The organism is Ruegeria sp. AM4, from assembly GCF_056540665.1.
Genome location: NZ_JBQFXD010000005.1, coordinates 190,594 through 208,331, shown reverse-complemented (window position 1 = coordinate 208,331; position 17,738 = coordinate 190,594). Strand labels below are relative to the sequence as shown.

19 protein-coding genes are annotated in these 17,738 nt (G+C 58.6%); 7 read left to right on the top strand and 12 right to left on the bottom strand.

Annotation, left to right across the window (positions count from 1 at the left end):
• The 4 genes from ACR0JA_RS12345 (at position 1) to ACR0JA_RS12330 (ending at position 4,049) form a co-directional block, all read left to right on the top strand.
• Entirely contained in the window at positions 1-1,095 is a 1,095-nt protein-coding gene (locus tag ACR0JA_RS12345) for an ABC transporter permease (RefSeq protein WP_480574860.1), read from the top strand.
• The gene (locus tag ACR0JA_RS12340) at positions 1,095-2,105 is read left to right on the top strand and encodes an ABC transporter permease (RefSeq protein WP_480574857.1); all 1,011 of its coding nucleotides are present in this window, start codon (positions 1,095-1,097) and stop codon (positions 2,103-2,105) included. Before ACR0JA_RS12345 ends, ACR0JA_RS12340 begins: the two co-directional genes overlap by 1 nt.
• Before the next feature lie 259 nt (positions 2,106-2,364).
• Entirely contained in the window at positions 2,365-3,282 is a 918-nt protein-coding gene (locus tag ACR0JA_RS12335; protein ID WP_480574854.1) for a sulfite exporter TauE/SafE family protein, read from the top strand.
• A 2-nt stretch (positions 3,283-3,284) separates the two neighbouring features.
• Positions 3,285-4,049: a TIGR02186 family protein gene (locus ACR0JA_RS12330; RefSeq protein WP_480574851.1), complete on the top strand. Its 765-nt coding sequence runs from the start codon at positions 3,285-3,287 to the stop codon at positions 4,047-4,049.
• 2 nt (positions 4,050-4,051) lie between these two features.
• On the opposite strand, the gene ACR0JA_RS12325 is transcribed toward ACR0JA_RS12330, so the two are convergent.
• The 7 genes from ACR0JA_RS12325 to ACR0JA_RS12295 all read right to left on the bottom strand — a co-directional run bounded on the left by ACR0JA_RS12325 (position 4,052) and on the right by ACR0JA_RS12295 (position 10,958).
• Positions 4,052-4,780 carry an SDR family oxidoreductase gene (locus ACR0JA_RS12325; RefSeq protein ID WP_480574848.1) on the bottom strand — a complete coding sequence of 243 codons (729 nt, stop codon included), beginning with the start codon at positions 4,778-4,780 and terminating at the stop codon, positions 4,052-4,054.
• Positions 4,777-6,309: an ATP-dependent DNA helicase gene (locus tag ACR0JA_RS12320; protein ID WP_480574845.1), complete on the bottom strand. Its 1,533-nt coding sequence runs from the start codon at positions 6,307-6,309 to the stop codon at positions 4,777-4,779. Before ACR0JA_RS12320 ends, ACR0JA_RS12325 begins: the two co-directional genes overlap by 4 nt.
• Positions 6,310-6,369: 60 nt before the next feature.
• On the bottom strand, positions 6,370-7,008 hold the full coding sequence (locus ACR0JA_RS12315) for an acyl-homoserine-lactone synthase (RefSeq protein WP_480574842.1): 639 nt from the start codon (positions 7,006-7,008) through the stop codon (positions 6,370-6,372).
• A gap of 83 nt (positions 7,009-7,091) precedes the next feature.
• Positions 7,092-7,811, bottom strand: coding sequence for a helix-turn-helix transcriptional regulator (locus ACR0JA_RS12310; RefSeq protein WP_480574839.1), 720 nt, complete (start codon positions 7,809-7,811; stop codon positions 7,092-7,094).
• Positions 7,750-7,968, bottom strand: coding sequence for a hypothetical protein (locus ACR0JA_RS12305; protein WP_480574836.1), 219 nt, complete (start codon positions 7,966-7,968; stop codon positions 7,750-7,752). Before ACR0JA_RS12305 ends, ACR0JA_RS12310 begins: the two co-directional genes overlap by 62 nt.
• A gap of 210 nt (positions 7,969-8,178) precedes the next feature.
• Positions 8,179-9,465 carry a crotonyl-CoA carboxylase/reductase gene (gene ccrA / locus ACR0JA_RS12300; protein ID WP_480574834.1) on the bottom strand — a complete coding sequence of 429 codons (1,287 nt, stop codon included), beginning with the start codon at positions 9,463-9,465 and terminating at the stop codon, positions 8,179-8,181.
• Positions 9,466-9,578: 113 nt separating this feature from the next.
• A complete protein-coding gene (locus ACR0JA_RS12295; protein ID WP_480574831.1) occupies positions 9,579-10,958 on the bottom strand; it encodes a 1-acyl-sn-glycerol-3-phosphate acyltransferase in 1,380 nt (459 codons plus the stop codon).
• A 146-nt stretch (positions 10,959-11,104) separates the two neighbouring features.
• Between ACR0JA_RS12295 and ACR0JA_RS12290 the strand changes: the two genes are divergently transcribed.
• The 3 genes from ACR0JA_RS12290 to deoD all read left to right on the top strand — a co-directional run bounded on the left by ACR0JA_RS12290 (position 11,105) and on the right by deoD (position 14,238).
• The gene (locus ACR0JA_RS12290) at positions 11,105-13,072 is read left to right on the top strand and encodes a protein meaA (RefSeq protein ID WP_480574828.1); all 1,968 of its coding nucleotides are present in this window, start codon (positions 11,105-11,107) and stop codon (positions 13,070-13,072) included.
• A 123-nt stretch (positions 13,073-13,195) separates the two neighbouring features.
• Entirely contained in the window at positions 13,196-13,513 is a 318-nt protein-coding gene (locus ACR0JA_RS12285; protein ID WP_480574825.1) for an H-NS histone family protein, read from the top strand.
• 14 nt (positions 13,514-13,527) lie between these two features.
• A complete protein-coding gene (gene deoD / locus ACR0JA_RS12280; RefSeq protein WP_480574822.1) occupies positions 13,528-14,238 on the top strand; it encodes a purine-nucleoside phosphorylase in 711 nt (236 codons plus the stop codon).
• Between the two features lie 28 nt (positions 14,239-14,266).
• Here the strand turns inward: deoD and ACR0JA_RS12275 are convergent, their stop codons facing one another.
• The 5 genes from ACR0JA_RS12275 to sdhA all read right to left on the bottom strand — a co-directional run bounded on the left by ACR0JA_RS12275 (position 14,267) and on the right by sdhA (position 17,714).
• The gene (locus ACR0JA_RS12275) at positions 14,267-14,461 is read right to left on the bottom strand and encodes a hypothetical protein (RefSeq protein ID WP_480574819.1); all 195 of its coding nucleotides are present in this window, start codon (positions 14,459-14,461) and stop codon (positions 14,267-14,269) included.
• A gap of 37 nt (positions 14,462-14,498) precedes the next feature.
• Positions 14,499-14,630, bottom strand: a complete 132-nt coding sequence (locus ACR0JA_RS12270) for a hypothetical protein (RefSeq protein ID WP_480574816.1) — start codon at positions 14,628-14,630, stop codon at positions 14,499-14,501.
• Between the two features lie 150 nt (positions 14,631-14,780).
• Positions 14,781-15,029: a hypothetical protein gene (locus ACR0JA_RS12265; protein ID WP_480574812.1), complete on the bottom strand. Its 249-nt coding sequence runs from the start codon at positions 15,027-15,029 to the stop codon at positions 14,781-14,783.
• A gap of 87 nt (positions 15,030-15,116) precedes the next feature.
• Entirely contained in the window at positions 15,117-15,896 is a 780-nt protein-coding gene (locus tag ACR0JA_RS12260; RefSeq protein WP_039540410.1) for a succinate dehydrogenase iron-sulfur subunit, read from the bottom strand.
• A 12-nt stretch (positions 15,897-15,908) separates the two neighbouring features.
• Positions 15,909-17,714, bottom strand: a complete 1,806-nt coding sequence (gene sdhA / locus ACR0JA_RS12255) for a succinate dehydrogenase flavoprotein subunit (protein ID WP_480574808.1) — start codon at positions 17,712-17,714, stop codon at positions 15,909-15,911.
• Positions 17,715-17,738 lie beyond the last annotated feature (24 nt).

The following is a 17,738-nucleotide window of genomic DNA, read 5'->3' as shown; positions in this document are numbered from 1 at the left end:
ATGGAAAAGATGCCCAAATGGGCCGACGTGGTTCTGATCCCTTTGATCAGCCTTCTGTTGGCCGCAATCCTATCGGCGATCGTGATCCTTGCCATCGGCGAAAACCCGATTGAAGCGGTAAACCTGATGGTCACCGGCGCGCTGGGGTCGACCTATGGCTGGGGCTACACGCTCTACTATGCGACCAATTTCATGTTCACCGGTCTTGCGGTCGCCGTTGCCTTTCACGCACGGCTGTTCAATATCGGCGGGGAGGGTCAGGCCATGCTGGGCGGGCTGGGTGTTGCCATCATCTGCCTTTCAGTGCCGTGGCCACACTGGAGCATCGCTCTGCTTGCCGCCTGCGCCGCCTCGGCCCTGTTCGGCGCGGCCTGGGCCGCAATTCCGGCCTATCTGCAAGCCAAGCGCGGCAGTCATATCGTGATCACCACGATCATGTTCAACTTTATCGCTGCGGCCTTCCTGAACTACATGCTGGTCAATGTGATGAAACCGGCCGGTTCGCAGGACCCTGCGACCGCGCGCTTCCCCGAAGCGACGCACTTGCCGAGTTTCCAGTCAATGTTCTCGACTGCGGAAAATGTCGTATTCCGGGGCGCACCCGCAAATATCTCATTCTTCGTCGCAATTCTGGCCTGCGTTTTGGTCTGGGCTCTGATCTGGCGGACCCGGCTGGGATATGAAATCCGGGCCTATGGTTTTTCCGAAACCGGCGCGGTCTATGCCGGTATCTCGCCGGTGCGGATCACGATCATCGCAATGCTGATTTCCGGCGGGCTGGCCGGGATGATGGCCATCAACAACGTCATGGGCGAGGCCGAGCGTCTGGTGCTGAACCCGACCGAAGGTGCTGGCTTTATCGGTATCGCCGTTGCGCTGATGGGCCGGTCGCACCCGTTCGGGGTGTTTCTTGCAGCGCTGCTGTTCGGGTTCCTCTATCAAGGCGGCGCGGAACTGGCGTTGTGGACCCAGATCCCGCGCGAGCTGATCGTCGTCATTCAGGCATTGGTCATTCTGTTTACCGGAGCATTGGACAACATGGTGCGCATACCGCTTGAAAAGCTGTTCCTGACCTTCCGGGCGAGGGCGGACTGATGGAGGTATTTGTCACACTCATTCAGGTCCTAGACTCGACCATTCGTCTGGCCACACCTCTGCTGCTGGCTTGTCTGGCCGGGCTATATTCGGAACGCGCCGGTATTTTCGACATCGGTCTCGAGGGCAAGATGCTGATGTCGGCATTCTTCTCGGCGGCGGTGGCAGCTGTGACCGGGTCGGTCTGGCTGGGCCTGCTGGCCGGGGTTACCGCGTCGCTGATCCTGTCGGGTCTGCACGGGGTCGCGTCGATCACATTCCGCGGCAATCAGCTGATTTCGGGCGTCGCCATCAACTTCCTGGCGTCAGGGATGACAGTTCTGGTGGCGCAAAGCTGGTTTCAGCAGGGCGGGCGAACACCGTCATTGTTCGGCGGCGGGCGCTTTGAATCCGCCGAGTTCCCGCTGGCCATCGGCCCGCAGGATGCCGAAGAAACCGGGCGCTCGGTATCTGAGCTCATGTCCGAGGCAAACATCCTTCATCTGATCTATTCCGAGCTGCTCTCGGGCCATTCCATTCTGGTCTATGTCGCTTTCTTGATGGTTCCGGCAACGTGGTGGATCTTGTATCGCACCCGATTTGGCCTCCGCTTGCGGGCGGTTGGCGAAAACCCTGCTGCCGTTGACACGGCCGGGGTGTCCGTCGTTGGTCTGCGGTTCGCTGCGGTCGCAATCTGCGGCATCTTGTGTGGGGTCGCTGGTGCGTATCTGGCCACGGCGCTGCAAGCGGGCTTCGTCAAAGAGATGACCGCAGGACGAGGATTCATCGCGTTGGCGGCGCTGATCTTCGCCAAATGGAGACCCTGGCATGCGATGTGGGCCTGTTTGCTGTTCGGATTGCTGCAAGCCATCGCGCTGCGGTTCCAGAATATCGATCTGGGCGGGATCGTGATCCCCGTACAGATGATGGACGCCCTGCCCTATATCCTGACTGTGGTCATTCTGGCCGGGTTTGTTGGCAAGGCTGTACCGCCTCGTGCAGGTGGCGAACCCTATGTGAAAGAGCGTTGATAGGTCCAGATTGCAACGGCATCTCGGTCCTGATTGCTGCAAAGCGGCATGAACGGTTGATTTTCGGATCGCAACCGTTCTAAAGGAAGAGGGAATCGTCCGACTTAGTTCTGATATGAACGGGTTCTTCTAAGGGAGAGGACCCAGATCGGGGCGAGCAGGTTCGTACCAGCGGCGCCCCACGTTCTGTCAGTCAAAGCGCAAACCCATCCAGTCATGCTGCGCCGTCCGGCGCGGCAAACCCCGTTCAGAAGAAGCCATGCAGATTTACCTACCGATCGCCGAAGTTTCTGTGAATGCATTTTTGCTGTTCGGCCTCGGGGGGATGGTCGGCATCCTGTCCGGCATGTTTGGCGTCGGTGGCGGGTTCCTGATGACACCTTTGCTGTTCTTCATCGGCATCCCGCCCGCAGTTGCCGTTGCGACCGAGGCTAACCAGATCGTGGCCTCGTCTTTCTCGGGCGTGTTAGCGCATTTCAGGCGGCGAACAGTCGATCTGAAGATGGGGACAGTTTTGCTGATCGGGGGTCTGACCGGTGCGGCGCTTGGTGTTGTTGTCTTCAACTACCTGAAAAGTCTTGGGCAGGTCGATCTGCTGGTCAAGCTCTGCTATGTCGTGTTTCTGGGCATCATCGGCAGCCTGATGTTTGTCGAAAGCCTTAACGCCATACGTAAGTCCCGCAAAGGCACGGCGACGGCTAAACGACGCCAGCGCGGCTGGGTGCATGCGATGCCGTTCAAGATGCGGTTTCGCACCTCGGGCCTTTACATCTCGGTCATTCCCCCGCTGATCGTGGGCGTATTCGTCGGCATCCTGTCCGCCATCATGGGTGTGGGAGGCGGGTTCATCATGGTGCCCGCAATGATCTATCTGCTGGGTATGCCGACCAAGGTTGTGGTTGGAACTTCTCTGTTCCAAATCATCTTCGTGACCGCCTTTACCACGATGCTGCACGCCACCACGAACTATACGGTAGATGTAGTTCTGGCGGTTCTGCTGCTTGTCGGCGGTGTGGTCGGCGCCCAGATCGGCACCGTGATCGGTGCACGTATGCCTGCCGAGCAGTTGCGCGTCCTTCTGGCAGCGCTTGTCTTGGTGGTCTGCGGCAAGCTTGCACTGGATCTTCTGCTACAACCGACCGAGCTGTATTCGCTTGGCGCTGCAGGAGGGCACTGATCATGATCCGCATGATCTTCGCTCTCTGCCTGTTGTGTCTGCCAGCGCATGCGGCGCAGGAACAGGTCGTGCTTGGTCTCAGCCAGGACCGGGTTTCGATCACCGCCAATTTCGACGGATCCGAGATCCTGATCTTCGGCGCGGTGAAACGCGAAGCCCCCATTCCCGATGGCCCGCCGCTTGAGGTGATCGTTTCGGTCGTCGGCCCGTCCGAGCCCGTCACCGTGCGACGCAAGGAACGAAAGTTCGGCATCTGGGTGAACACCGACAGTATCGAGGTCGATCTGGCCCCCAGCTTTTATGCAGTGGCCACAAGTGCGCCGTTTCGCGAAGTTCTGTCGAGCACCGAAGACCTGCGACACCGCGTCTCGATCGAACGCGCCATTCGGTCAGTTGGTGCAGATATGGACGTCGAAGGCGCACAGGAGTTCGCCGCCGCCGTCATCCGCATTCGCGAGCACGAGGGCCTGTATTCCGTTCGCGAGAACACCGTTGCTGTCGACGAACAGACCCTATTCCGTACCTCGATCGACATGCCTGCCGATCTGACCGAAGGCGACTATCAGGCGCGCATCTTCCTGACGCGGGGCGGGCGCGTTGTTTCTCAGTTCGAGACGGCAATTGACGTCCGCAAGGTCGGGCTGGAACGGTTCCTGTACAACATGTCGCGCCAGCAACCGATCTGGTACGGGCTGATGTCGCTGGTCATCGCGATTGCCGCCGGTTGGGGTGCCTCGACAGCCTTCCGCCTGCTGCGCGAGAAGTAGACCTAACCCCTGCCGATATACTGCATCGTGGTGGCCATCACGGTCATGAACTGAACATTCGCCTCGGGCGGAAGATTTGCCATATGCAGCACCGACCGGGCAGCGTCTTCGACTGGCATCGTCGGATCGGGGGTGCGCCCTTCGGCTTTGGCGTTATTCACAAGCTCCTGAACCATTGGCGTATTGGCGTTGCCGATATCAATCTGGCCACAAGCGATTCCAAGATCGCGCCCGTCCAGCGACAGGCTGCGCGTCAGCCCGGTGATGGCGTGTTTCGTCGCTGTATAGTGCACCGAATTCGGGCGCGGCACATAGGCCGCGATCGAGCCATTGTTGATAATGCGCCCACCTTGCGGAGATTGGTTTCGCATGATCCGGAACGCCTCGCGCGCGCACAGGAACATGCCATTGAGATTGACATTTACGGTTTGAAACCAGGACTCCAGCGCGATCTCATCAATCGTGCCACCCGGCGCGAAAATGCCCGCGTTGTTGAACAGAACGTCCAGCCGGTCGACCTCGTTCAGAAACGACCGAAAGGCCCGCGCAACCGCGATTGGATCGGTGACGTCCGCAACCAAGGGGATTGCGTTCCCGTTCTGCGCTGCCATGTCCTTGAGCGTATCGGCGCTGCGGGCCAGAATGCCGACAGTCCACCCTTCGTCCAGAAACAATTCGGCCGTTGCGCGGCCAATGCCCGAGCTTGCGCCAGTTACGATGATTGTTTTCATGGCTCTTCTGCCTCCAATGTCAGGGATGCGGCCGGAACCGCCCGCAGGTCATCCACACGCAACGGGTGGGTCGGCTTGGACAGACGGTTCCGAACCACCCAGATCAACCGCTCTTGTGCGCGCGTGATGGCCACATAGGCCAACCGTTTCCACAACGGTTGCCCGGCCTCGGTTCGGCCCATGCAGGCTGCGGCATAGATATCCGGTGCAAACACCTGCACCGTATCCCATTGCGAGCCCTGTGCCTTGTGAATGGTCACCGCCGCACCGTGCAGAAACGTTGCCCCCATCCGGGCGGCGTAGGGGATGAAAGGCTCTTCTTCGTCAGGCTTTTCGATCTGCACGATCGAGGCGGCGCTGACTTGCGGGTCCTCTGCCCCCATCACGTGAAGACGCGAAAACCCGGGCTTGCGGCCAGGGCCGAGATAGATCACCTGAGCCCCCTTGATCAGGCCGCGCGCCTCTAGGTCCAGCCGCTTCTTGCGGTGTTTCAACGGCAGTTCGATGCCGTCGCAGATCAGCGGCTCGCCTTCCAGTAACTCGGTCTCAGGCGCGCCATGCACATTCCGAAACGCCTGAATCAGGCGAATACGTGTTGCGTTGCGCCAGACCAGCACGGGACTGCGTGCCATCAAATCGACTTCGACCCGCTGCCCCCAGACCACTCGATCATCCCGGCGGGCGGTGTCTTCGACCAAACGTTCGAAATCCTCGAACCCCAAGGCCGGATCAGCCAGTGCATGTGCGAGGTCGAGGATCGGATTGTCTGCCGTTTGCCGGTGTACCCTGTGCAATTCCAGCTTGCGTGGCTCGGGCAGACCGTCGAACACCATCGAGCCGGACTGGTTCACCGGTGCCAACTGCGCGGGGTCGCCAAACAAAAGCAGGGTCGGAAAGATCTCTTGCAAATCTTCGAACTGCCGGTCGTCCAGCATCGACGACTCATCGACAAAGCCGATATCCAGCGGCTCATCCCGTCGTTTCCAGCCAGTGATAAAGTCCGATCCCCGAAGCCCCGCCGCCGCCAACGCCCCCGGGATGGACTTGTTGTTGGCATAGAATGCCGCAGCGCGGTCCAGCGCTTCGTCCGTGAGGCCTTCGATCTCGGGGCGTTCGTCATTTCCGGCCAACCATTCGGCGATGCGCTCATATTCCGGGTCATAGACCGGAGTATAAAGAATGCGGTGAATAGTGGTTGCGGGTACGCCGCGCAGGCGCAAAACACTGGCGGCCTTGTTGGTCGGGGCCAGTATCGCGAGGCTGCGCTTGTCGCGCGACTTGCGGCTTTCAAAGTCGCCGGACACAAGATTGACGCCTGTTTCCGCCAGAGCCTTGTAAAGCTCTGCCAGTAAAAGGGTTTTTCCTGATCCCGCTTTGCCGATAACGGCCATGACACCTGATTTTCCGTTTCCCGGAAGCTTCAGTAAAGCGTCGTCTTCAAGGTCTACGCCAGCCGAGCGCAGCATTTCCGCAATGCTGTCGAATGCGGCGGCCTGATCTTCGGAAAAGGTGACTTGGGGCAAGGACATGGCGCGACCCTACAGGGCCACGCCACCCCCGACCAGATGCGGAATTCGTTTTTCGATATGCTAGGCCGACAACGCGAACCGATGCCGTGCCACATGGCCGAAAGCGACCTTGAACCACAGGCGCGACAGCTCGCGCGGGATACCGGCCCGCTCGGCGACACGGTTGCAGTCATCGGCAGAATAGGGCCACAATCCCACCGAGATCTGATCGCGTCCCTTGCCTTGTGATCCCAGCACAATTGGCGAGGATCCAATCAGACGATAGATCCGGATCATCCGCGCATCGAACACACCGGCGATATGGGTCAGGCCAAACCCCTCCATCATTTCGCCGCCGCTCAGCATGATCGCTCCGGCCGTGTGCGGGCTGGCCGTGCGCGACAGACAAAAGCGCGTCACCTCCCAGATCAGCGGGCTGTGGATCGGCGCGCCACCGTTCAGATGTCCGAACACTTCGTTCACCATCACCGGCCCTGTTGTCGGCATGACCCGCATGGATCCACCGTGGCTGCCGTCTTCCTCTTCCCAGATGACATAGAGCGGGTTCATGGCGTCATACTGATCCCGCTCTTCACCGTTTTCATCCACCGTCACGTCCCAACCCAGCCGGATTTTGAACTGATTGGCGCGATCCCGAAACATGCCTTCGGCCAGCGCCGGGAATTTATGCAACTCGTCGGCATACAGATAACGCAACATGACTTGTTCCCCTTGTCGTCCATGCTTGGAACAAAGGGAGTACGGACACGTGGTTAATTATGCGTATGAGCAACGCGCGGTCGTTAAACGACTATTAAACCTCTGCTGAGTGCGGTTGCGATGGCATGAGTTGTGTTCTGCGCGCCCAGCTTGGCCCGGGCGCTTTCGATATAGGCGCGTAACGTATGTTCCGAGATCGACAGGGAATGCGCCACCTGCGCCCGGCTGTATCCCAGCGCCAGCAGGGTCATGGCGTCAATTTCACGCGGCGACAGGGCACGTTGATGTTCAGGCTGGCGGTCACGTGCAAATTCCAGAGCCTTACGATTCAGGTAATGTGCGATCAGGATCAGATCGCGGCCATAGGTCGAAATGAAAAATTGCCATTGGTCGTCGTCACAGGTGTGGTTGACGGTTAGCAGGGCGAACTGACCACCAGGACCGCGCAGCGGGATCGAATAGCCCTGATTTCCGACACCATGGTCGCGGGCATCTTGCAAAAAGGCGCGAACGGATTTCGAGGTCCAGTCAAGCTGTTTCCAATCCACCGGGTGAAACCGCTGGAAGCAGCCTAGGATAACCGGGTCGATCCGGTGATAGTTTCTGTCTCGGTACTGATCGTTCCAGGCGTCAGAATAGGTCGTAAAGCCGTACTGATCACCTGCCCCATCGACCCAATGATATGTGATGTGGTCCAGTTCCAGATTGTCGCGCATCCGGACCGCGACATCTGTCAGCTCGTCAAGCGTGCTGGTGTTTTCCAAATCCTCCGGGACCTGGCTCAAATCGAATTTTGTTCCCATTCGCTGGCGACCGTGCCTCATCCTGCTTGGACGCAATCTCGGCCGCTGCGATCAGCCGGGTGTCATCCAACTGCTCGGCCAGCGCGCTCATCCCGTTCGCCACCGCAAAGGCGTTGAGATCCGACAAAACGTCCAATATCCACTCATTTTTCGCCATCAAAGGTGTCCCCGAAATAGTTAACGAAGGGTTAACACAACCATAACATGTATGCGCCAGTGTGGCCTATTCACCGCTTTCTACTCCCCAGAAATAGCGGAGGGCGAACGCGCAAACCTTTGAATTTGCGCACTTCGGTATTTTGAACGCAAAAGCACCCGCAAAAGCGCTGTAACGCCCTGCGGGTGCTTCGGTTCAATTTGAACGGTATCAGTCGCGCGCAGCCAGAACTTCTTCCAGCGTTCGCATACCCGTACGGGGTGCCTGAACGAGAACCGACATGTTGCCGGGCTTGTGCTCGTTACGCATCATCTTCATATGCGCCTCGGGCAGATCATCCCACGAGAACACTTCGGACATGCAAGGGTCCAGGCGGCGTTCGACCATCAACTGGTTCGCGGCGGACGCCTGTTTCAGATGCGCAAAGTGCGAGCCCTGCAGACGCTTCTGGTGCATCCACATGTAACGCACGTCGAAGGTCAGGTTATAACCGGTGGTACCGGCGCAGATCACGACCATGCCACCCTTCTTCACCACGAAGGTCGAAACCGGGAACGTGCTTTCGCCGGGGTGTTCGAACACCATGTCGACGTTCACACCCTTGCCGGTGATGTCCCAGATGGCTTTGCCGAACTTGCGGGCTTCTTTGAACCAATCGGCATATTCCGGCGTGTTGACGGTAGGCAGTTGCCCCCAGCAATTGAAGTCCTTGCGGTTGATCACACCCTTCGCGCCAAGGCCCATGACGAAATCACGTTTGCTTTCGTCCGAGATCACACCAATCGCATTGGCACCGGCAGTATTGATTAGCTGGATCGCATAGGACCCCAGACCACCTGAAGCACCCCAAACCAGAACGTTCTGACCCGGTTTCAGGTCATGCGGTTCATGGCCGAACAGCATGCGATATGCGGTGGCCAGCGTCAGCGTATAGCAGGCGCTTTCTTCCCAGGTCAGGTGCTTGGGGCGCGGCATCAACTGCTGAGCCTGCACGTTGGTGAACTGTGCAAACGAACCGTCCGGCGTCTCATAGCCCCAGATGCGCTGGCTGTCCGAATACATCGGGTCACCGCCGTTACACGCTTCGTCGTCGCCATCATCCTGGTTGCAGTGGATCACGACCTCGTCGCCCACTTTCCAACGCTTGACCTTGTCGCCAACGGCCCAGACGATGCCCGAGGCATCCGAACCAGCGATGTGGAAAGGCTGACCGTGACCGTCAAACGGGCTGATCGGTTTGCCCAGCGAGGCCCAGACACCGTTATAGTTGACGCCTGCAGCCATCACCAGAACCAGCACTTCGTGGCTGTCCAGCTTCGGAACATCGACGACTTCCAGCTGCATTGCGGTGTTCGGTTCGCCATGACGCTCCTTGCGGATCGCCCAGGCGTACATCTGTTTCGGCACATATCCCATCGGAGGGATCTCGCCCATCTCGTAGAGGTCCTTTTCCGGCGCCTCGTATGACGCGATACCGCTGTCGGTGTCCAAAGCCATGCTGGCCTCCTTATGCTGACTGTCTTGCCGCGATGCAGAATCGCGGTTTCTGAAAGATGGAATATTGACGGCTGAGAAATAATGCAACCGTTTTTGGTGTCGTTTTTGTAATTTTATGACCCAGCAGGTGCAGAAATGCCTTTCGCACTCGCAGCATCCACCACAGATCCCTGCGACGACGAGGCAGCGTAGTATGTCAACAAGTCGGATCTATCCCCGGTCGGCACCAGCACTCCGTCTTTGCGGGCCAGCAAGCGGCGATCAACAAGTTGATCAATGGCGTCCGAAATGACCTGCTCGGCGTCGTCCGCCATTTCGGGCTTGGCGCGCTCTAACAGCCGGGCTTTCAATTCCCCTTCCGCTAGCGGACCATCATGCAACAGGATGCGACACGCTTCGGGCAACGGAGCATAGGGAATCGCACCGCCGATGCGCCGCATAAGCTCTCGTGCAAGATCGGTTGTCAGATCGCGCTCATGCTTCTGTCGGAACGCGTTCAGCGAAATCGGCTTGGCATATCGGACCGAAGCCAGACCAAAACGCTTGTACCGACCAATCAACCGCCGCCAGATCTGTTTGAGCGTCCATCGCGTGACCACACCAATCCGGGCCCTGAAACGCCTTTCGCTGTCCTGAGCAGCGGCGGTCAGAATGGTGTCTTCAAGGACCCGGTCGTAGTTCAATGCCACGGGGACGAACACCACATCCCGATCACTGGCCCCTGCCCCATCGATAATGTATTTCAGCAGACCCAGCTTCGGGCGACCCAGATGACCGGTCACGCTCAACCCGCCCTCGGGAAACATCGCTTGCGTTACCCCGGCCTCGGTCGCGTGGCGCACATAGCTGGCCAGAACCTGTCGGTACAGATCGTTGCCCGACCTGCGCCGGATAAAATACGCGCCCATCGCACGGATCAGACGGCTGAGGGGCCAGACCCGGGCCCATTCGCCAACCGCGTATGACAAGGCTGACCGACTGGCCGCAAGGTAGGTCACCAGAACGTAGTCCATGTTGCTGCGGTGGTTCATGACAAAGACCACCGTTGCATCGGGGTCGATCTCGTTGATCGCTGCCTCATCCTCATAGCCGAGCCTTACCGTATAGAGCGAATTGCTCAGCAACCGGGCCAGACGGATGGCCAAACCGAAATAGGCGAATGCGGAAAAGGATGGCACGATTTCGCGCGCGTAGCGCCGCACCTGCTCTGAGGCGACGGCCTCGGGCACGCCGGTGTCTCGCGCGTATTCCTGCGCCGCCTTGCTGACCTGAGGGTCATAGATCAGTCGTTGGATCATGTCGTGGCGTCCGGCCAACTTGAATGGCTGAATCGGACGTTGCAGGCGCTGGTTCAGCCGCGCCACTGCGCGTTCCAGTCGCCGACGAAAGAACCAGCGCACCGATGGGAACAGGAAATGCGAGGCAAAGGTGACCGTGGCAAACACCACGATCAGCACAAACAGCCATAACGGAATTTCCACGCTCTGCGTCATGGGCGCACAGTGCCACTAATCTGCATCGCCCACAATCTGAAGAAACCGGTGAATGCCGCAATGCAGCGAATTGACATATCCCAAAAATTGCGCTTTAGAACCTGAGTACGTAATTTTGTTACTCTTGGACTCACTAGGATTGCACCATGACGCAGACGCAGAAAGATCGCCCCTGGCTTATCCGCACCTATGCCGGTCACTCGACCGCTCGGGCGTCAAACGCGCTCTATCGGAACAATCTGGCAAAGGGTCAAACCGGACTTTCTGTGGCGTTCGACCTGCCGACCCAGACCGGGTACGACAGCGATCATACCCTGGCGCGGGGCGAGGTCGGCAAGGTTGGTGTTCCGGTCTGCCATCTGGGTGACATGCGCGTGCTGTTCGATCAGATACCGCTGGAACAGATGAACACCTCGATGACAATCAACGCCACAGCGCCTTGGCTGCTGGCGTTGTATATTGCCGTGGCCGAAGAACAAGGCGCGGATATCTCGAAACTGCAAGGCACAGTTCAGAACGATCTGATCAAAGAGTATCTGAGCCGTGGCACCTATGTCTGTCCGCCGAAACCATCGCTGAAGATGATCGCGGATGTGGCCGAGTATTGCTATACCAACGTGCCGAAATGGAACCCGATGAATGTGTGTTCCTATCACCTGCAAGAGGCTGGCGCGACACCCGAGCAGGAGTTGGCCTATGCGTTGGCCACTGCCATCGCGGTGTTGGACGAACTGCGCCCGCGCGTTCCGGCTGAGGATTTCCCAGCGCTGTGCGGACGGATTTCCTTCTTTGTGAATGCTGGCATCCGCTTTGTCACCGAAATGTGCAAGATGCGGGCATTTGTCGATCTTTGGGATGAAATTCTGCAAGATCGCTATGGTGTCGAAGACCCCAAGTTCCGCCGTTTCCGCTATGGCGTTCAGGTGAACTCGCTGGGCCTGACCGAACAACAGCCCGAAAACAACGTCTATCGCATTCTGATCGAGATGCTGGCCGTGACTCTGTCGAAAAAGGCCCGCGCCCGTGCGGTGCAATTGCCCGCCTGGAATGAAGCGCTTGGCCTGCCGCGCCCATGGGATCAGCAATGGTCGATGCGGATGCAGCAGATCCTGGCCTATGAGACCGACCTGCTGGAATTCGGAGACCTGTTTGACGGCAACCCGACGGTGGATACCAAGGTCGAGGAGCTCAAGACCGGGGCCCGCGCGGAACTGGCCAATCTGGACTCGATGGGCGGCGCTGTCGCCTCGATCGAATACATGAAGTCGCGGCTGGTGGACTCCAACGCCGAGCGTCTCAACCGGATCGAACGCAATGAAACGGTTGTTGTCGGCGTGAACAAGTGGACGCAAGGCGAGCCCTCGCCCCTGCAAACCGAAGATGGCGGCATCATGGTGGTCGACCCGGCGGTCGAACAGGAACAGATCTCGCGTCTGAGCGAATGGCGCGCCGAACGGGACGAAGCTGCTGTGAACCGGGCGCTGGCGGACCTGCGCAACGCGGCGCAAACCGGTGCTAATGTCATGGAGCCGTCCATTGCGGCAGCAAAGGCTGGCGTGACAACCGGGGAATGGGCCGAGGAAATGCGCAAGGCTTATGGCACCTATCGCGGCCCGACGGGCGTGTCCGGGTCGGTATCGAACAAGACCGAAGGGCTGGAGGACCTGCGCGCCTCAGTCGACGCAGTCAGCGACAAGCTGGGCCGCCGGTTGAAGTTCTTGGTCGGCAAACCCGGATTGGACGGCCATTCCAATGGCGCCGAACAGATCGCATTCCGCGCGCGCGACTGCGGCATGGACATCAGCTATGAGGGCATCCGCCTTACCCCCGAGGAAATCGTTGAGGCAGCGGCGGCAGACGACGCACATGTAATCGGCCTGTCGATCCTGTCCGGCAGTCATCTGCCTTTGGTCAAGGATGTCATGACACGTCTGGCGCAAGAGGGGCTGGACCATATCCCAGTGGTCGTCGGAGGCATCATCCCGGACGAGGATGCCGAGCAGTTGAAATCCATGGGCGTCGCAAAAGTGTACACGCCCAAGAATTTCGAATTGAACGCAATTATGGGCGATATCGTTACACTGGTTGATCCGCAAACTCTTGCCGCTGAATAGGCGGAAAATCCGCGCTGATCTTTTTCGATTCTAATTCCCCCTTGAAAGGGATAGACAACTTGGGCGAATGCGGTTTTGCCCAAGCGGTTTTGCATTGGGCAACCCTGACACACGGAGGGAATGATGGGGATCAATCTGGAAAACATGTCGCGCAAAGAACTGCTGGAATTAGGCGCGCAAGTTGAAAAAGCAATAAAAAACGCTGAAGTCCGCGAACGGAAAGCGGCCTTGAAAGCGGCTGAAAAGGCTGCCGCCGAATTTGGGTTTTCCCTGTCAGAGCTTTCGCCCGATTCGCAATTCTCTGCAAAAGGCACCAAGGCGAAAGCGAAGTACCGCAATCCGGAAAATCCAGTGCAAACCTGGACCGGCCGTGGCCGGAAACCGCAATGGATTCATGACGCTCTGCAATCCGGCGCCGATATCTCTGATCTTGAAATCTGACGGGCGGATTTGAAATGACAATTCATATTGGCGCTGAAAAAGGCGAAATCGCAGAAACAGTTTTGCTGCCGGGCGACCCATATCGCGCGAAATGGGCGGCAGAAACGTTTCTTGACGATGTTCGGCAAATTAACAACGTGCGGGGCATGCTTGGCTTTACCGGCAGCTGGAAGGGAAACCCTGTCACTATTCAGGGCAGCGGAATGGGAATGCCCTCGCTGTCGATTTATACCAACGAATTGATTCGCGATTATGGCGCCAAAACGCTGATCCGTATCGGGTCCTGCGGCGGAATGCAGGAAAACGTCAAAGTGCGGGACGTGATTGTGGCGATGACCTCAACCACGCTCAGCACCCCGTCGCGCGGGATCATGAAAGAGCTGAATTTCGCACCCTGTGCCGATTTCGATTTGCTTGAGGCGGCCGTCGCCGCCGCACGCGCCAAAGGTACGCCGACCCATGTTGGCGGGATTTATTCGTCGGACGTGTTCTACGATGAACGGCCCGACCTGAACGAACAGATGGTGCGCCACGGCATCCTTGGGGTCGAAATGGAAGCCGCCGAGCTTTACATCCTTGCCGCGCGCCACAACTGCCGTGCACTGGCGGTTCTGACCGTATCCGACCACCTGCTGACCGGCGAAGCCCTGCCCGCGTCCGAGCGTGAGCGTAGCTTTGGCGACATGGTTGAGATTGCTCTACAGGCGGCCTTTCCCAACGCCTAGACCAAGGACAGGGCGAAACGCCGCCCTTTCACTTTGACGTGCCGCGCAGACAGGCAGTTGGGGCATCCGACCCGGCCTGCTGCGCCCCGCAATAGGCGCAGGTCCAGACACCCTCCTGCCGGTGTTGCCGCCAGCGGCAATCGCGGGTCAGGGATGTCGTTCTGGATCGCCAGACGAAATAGGCAAATACACCAGCGGCCAGTATCAGCAACAGAATGGGCATGCTTATGCTTTGCCCATTCGTCGACCAAGTTCAAGTGTCAGGCTGCGTTGGCGTATTCGAACAGGTCGGGGGTACGTTCGTTTTTCGCTGGCGCCGGTTCTGGCATATAATAAGCCCAAGCCTGTTCCAGCGCCTCAAGCGCCTCGGATTTGCTGTCTTTCTTTTCCATCGAAGAGTTCCTGTTCTAAACCAGTCACCCCTCCCTGATTGAATGGTAAGCCGGAAATCCGCCGAGTTCACCGCATCTTTTTGCAGTCTTGTTATGATCAGAACGCAAGAGGCTGGCATTTGTTTGCGCCAGCCCCGTTTGTTGCCGCGCTTATGCCACCATGCAGGCGTTTGCCTTGGCCGCTTGTGCTTCGGTTACGCCATTACCGGGCACAAATACTTCGGTTTGTTTGCCGTCCCGCAATTCGTACTGCGTGGTAAATGAGCCGTTGATCCCCGCCTGCGCGGCGCAGTCCACTTGTTTGAATACAAGATCTGCCCGATTGCTGCTCGTTCCACCACAAGCCGCAAGAAAAGTGATTGCGATGGCGCAAAGGACGAAGATTGATTTTTGAGTCATTGAAGGTCTCCGATTATTCAATGCTCGCAGAACACGAAAAAACCCGAGGCGTTTCCACCCCGGGTTTAGAATTTTCTGGCACTGTGATCAAACTGCGCGGTCGACCATCATCTTTTTGATTTCGGCGATCGCCTTGGCCGGGTTCAGACCTTTGGGGCAGGTCTTGGCGCAGTTCATGATGGTGTGGCAACGATACAGCTTAAAGGGGTCCTCAAGCTCGTCCAAACGCTCGCCTGTGGCTTCATCCCGGCTGTCGATGATCCAGCGATAGGCATGCAACAACGCGGCGGGGCCGAGATAGCGGTCGCCGTTCCACCAATAGCTCGGGCACGAGGTTGAGCAGCTGGCACACATCACACATTCATACAGACCATCCAGCTTTTTGCGGTCTTCGATGGACTGCTTCCACTCTTTCGCAGGGCGGTTGGTCTTGGTTTCCAGCCACGGCATGATCGAGGCGTGCTGGGCATAGAAATGCGTCAGGTCCGGTATCAGGTCCTTGACCACCGGCATATGCGGCAAAGGATAGATTTTCACGTCGCCCTTGATCTCATCCATGCCGTAGATACAGGCCAGCGTGTTGATCCCGTCGATATTCATCGCGCAGGAGCCGCAGATGCCTTCGCGGCACGACCGGCGGAAGGTCAAGGTCGGATCGATCTCGTTCTTGATCTTGATCAGCGCGTCCAGAACCATCGGGCCGCAAGCATCCATGTCGACAAAATATGTATCGACACGGGGGTTCTGGCCATCATCGGGGTTCCAGCGATAGATCTGGAACTTGCGCACATTGGTCGCGCCTTCTGGCTTGGGCCATGTCTTGCCGGTCGTGATCCGGGAATTTTTGGGGAGGGTCAGTTGTACCATAAGTTCCTCTCCTTAGAACGTCCGCGCCTTGGGCGCGATCTTCTTGAGGCTGATGCCACCTTCGTCTTCGGTGGTCAGCGGATCAACGATCACAGGGCGATAGCTGAGGGCTACCTTGTTGCCTTCAACACGGCTGACGGTGTGGACCCGCCAGTTTTCATCGTCACGCTCGGTGAAGTCCTCATGCGCGTGCGCGCCGCGCGATTCCTTGCGCGCCTCGGCCCCGACGATGGTGGCCAGCGCGCTTGGCATCAAGTTGGTCAGTTCCAGCGACTCCATCAGATCGCTGTTCCAGACTAGACTGCGGTCCGAGACTTTCAGATCGTCCATCTTGGCGGCGATCGCAGTCATCTTCTCGACACCTTCCGCCATGGTCTTGGCGGTCCGGAACACGGCTGCGTCTTCCTGCATGGTGCGCTGCATCTCAAGCCGCAGATCGGCAGTTGGAATCGCGCCGCTGGCGTTGCGTACCACGTCAAAGCGATCGAACGCTTTATCGACCGATGCCTGGTTCAGCACCGGGTTCGGTGCATCCGCATCTACAACCTTGCCCGCCTTGATCGCTGCCGCACGGCCAAAGACCACAAGGTCGATCAACGAGTTCGATCCCAAACGGTTCGCACCATGGACCGAGGCGCATCCGGCCTCACCCACGGCCATCAGGCCGGGCACAACGGCAGTTGGATTGTCGGCGGTGGGGTTCAGAACCTCACCCCAATAGTTGGTCGGGATACCGCCCATGTTGTAGTGAACCGTTGGCAGAACCGGGATCGGTTCCTTGGTGACATCCACCCCGGCAAACACGCGCGCGGATTCCGAGATGCCCGGCAGACGCTCAGCCAGTGCTTCTGCGGGCAGGTGGCTGAGGTTCAGGTGGATATGGTCCCCATTGTCACCGTGACCGCGGCCTTCGCGGATTTCCATGGTCATCGAACGTGAGACATAGTCGCGCGGCGCGAGGTCCTTGTACTGGGGCGCGTAGCGCTCCATGAACCGCTCGCCTTCCGAGTTGGTCAGATATCCGCCCTCGCCCCGTGCGCCTTCAGTGATCAGACAGCCTGAACCGTAGATGCCGGTGGGGTGGAACTGCACGAACTCCATATCCTGCAGGGCGAGCCCCGCGCGGGCGACCATGCCGCCACCATCACCGGTACAGGTATGGGCCGAGGTTGCGCTGAAATAGGCGCGGCCATAGCCGCCGGTCGCAAGCACCACCATCTTGGCGTTGAAAACGTGCATCGTGCCGTCGTCCAGCTTCCAGCAGACGACGCCCTGACATTGCCCGTCATCGGACATGATCAGGTCGATGGCGAAGTATTCGATATAAAACTCGGCGTTGTTCTTGAGGCTTTGACCATAGAGCGTGTGCAGGATCGCGTGGCCGGTCCGGTCAGCGGCCGCACAGGTACGCTGCACCGCAGGGCCTTCGCCGAACTCGGTGGTGTGTCCGCCGAACGGGCGCTGATAGATCTTGCCCTCTTCGGTGCGGCTGAACGGAACGCCGTAATGCTCCAGCTCGTACACCGCCTTGGGGGCTTCACGCGCCAGGTATTCCATCGCGTCAGTATCACCCAGCCAGTCCGAGCCTTTGACCGTATCGTACATGTGCCACTGCCAGTGGTCCGGCCCCATGTTCGATAGTGACGCAGCGATACCGCCTTGGGCAGCAACAGTGTGCGAGCGGGTCGGGAAAACCTTGGTTACACAGGCCGTGCGCAGCCCCTGCTCGGCCATACCCAGCGTTGCGCGAAGGCCAGCTCCGCCTGCCCCAACAACCACCACGTCATATTCGTGGGTTTCATATTCATATGCAGTCATCGTTTGAATTCCTTACCGCGCAAA

Excerpts from the sequence above, each read along its gene's own strand:
- ACR0JA_RS12345 (WP_480574860.1), top strand. The coding sequence starts at position 1 with ATGGAAAAGATGCCCAAATGGGCCGACGTGGTTCTGATCCCTTTGATC.
- ACR0JA_RS12340 (WP_480574857.1), top strand. The coding sequence starts at position 1,095 with ATGGAGGTATTTGTCACACTCATTCAGGTCCTAGACTCGACCATTCGT.
- ACR0JA_RS12335 (WP_480574854.1), top strand. The coding sequence starts at position 2,365 with ATGCAGATTTACCTACCGATCGCCGAAGTTTCTGTGAATGCATTTTTG.
- ACR0JA_RS12330 (WP_480574851.1), top strand. The coding sequence starts at position 3,285 with ATGATCCGCATGATCTTCGCTCTCTGCCTGTTGTGTCTGCCAGCGCAT.
- ACR0JA_RS12325 (WP_480574848.1), bottom strand. The coding sequence starts at position 4,780 with ATGAAAACAATCATCGTAACTGGCGCAAGCTCGGGCATTGGCCGCGCA.
- ACR0JA_RS12320 (WP_480574845.1), bottom strand. The coding sequence starts at position 6,309 with ATGTCCTTGCCCCAAGTCACCTTTTCCGAAGATCAGGCCGCCGCATTC.
- ACR0JA_RS12315 (WP_480574842.1), bottom strand. The coding sequence starts at position 7,008 with ATGTTGCGTTATCTGTATGCCGACGAGTTGCATAAATTCCCGGCGCTG.
- ACR0JA_RS12310 (WP_480574839.1), bottom strand. The coding sequence starts at position 7,811 with ATGGGAACAAAATTCGATTTGAGCCAGGTCCCGGAGGATTTGGAAAAC.
- ACR0JA_RS12305 (WP_480574836.1), bottom strand. The coding sequence starts at position 7,968 with ATGGCGAAAAATGAGTGGATATTGGACGTTTTGTCGGATCTCAACGCC.
- ccrA (WP_480574834.1), bottom strand. The coding sequence starts at position 9,465 with ATGGCTTTGGACACCGACAGCGGTATCGCGTCATACGAGGCGCCGGAA.
- ACR0JA_RS12295 (WP_480574831.1), bottom strand. The coding sequence starts at position 10,958 with ATGACGCAGAGCGTGGAAATTCCGTTATGGCTGTTTGTGCTGATCGTG.
- ACR0JA_RS12290 (WP_480574828.1), top strand. The coding sequence starts at position 11,105 with ATGACGCAGACGCAGAAAGATCGCCCCTGGCTTATCCGCACCTATGCC.
- ACR0JA_RS12285 (WP_480574825.1), top strand. The coding sequence starts at position 13,196 with ATGGGGATCAATCTGGAAAACATGTCGCGCAAAGAACTGCTGGAATTA.
- deoD (WP_480574822.1), top strand. The coding sequence starts at position 13,528 with ATGACAATTCATATTGGCGCTGAAAAAGGCGAAATCGCAGAAACAGTT.
- ACR0JA_RS12275 (WP_480574819.1), bottom strand. The coding sequence starts at position 14,461 with ATGCCCATTCTGTTGCTGATACTGGCCGCTGGTGTATTTGCCTATTTC.
- ACR0JA_RS12270 (WP_480574816.1), bottom strand. The coding sequence starts at position 14,630 with ATGGAAAAGAAAGACAGCAAATCCGAGGCGCTTGAGGCGCTGGAACAG.
- ACR0JA_RS12265 (WP_480574812.1), bottom strand. The coding sequence starts at position 15,029 with ATGACTCAAAAATCAATCTTCGTCCTTTGCGCCATCGCAATCACTTTT.
- ACR0JA_RS12260 (WP_039540410.1), bottom strand. The coding sequence starts at position 15,896 with ATGGTACAACTGACCCTCCCCAAAAATTCCCGGATCACGACCGGCAAG.
- sdhA (WP_480574808.1), bottom strand. The coding sequence starts at position 17,714 with ATGACTGCATATGAATATGAAACCCACGAATATGACGTGGTGGTTGTT.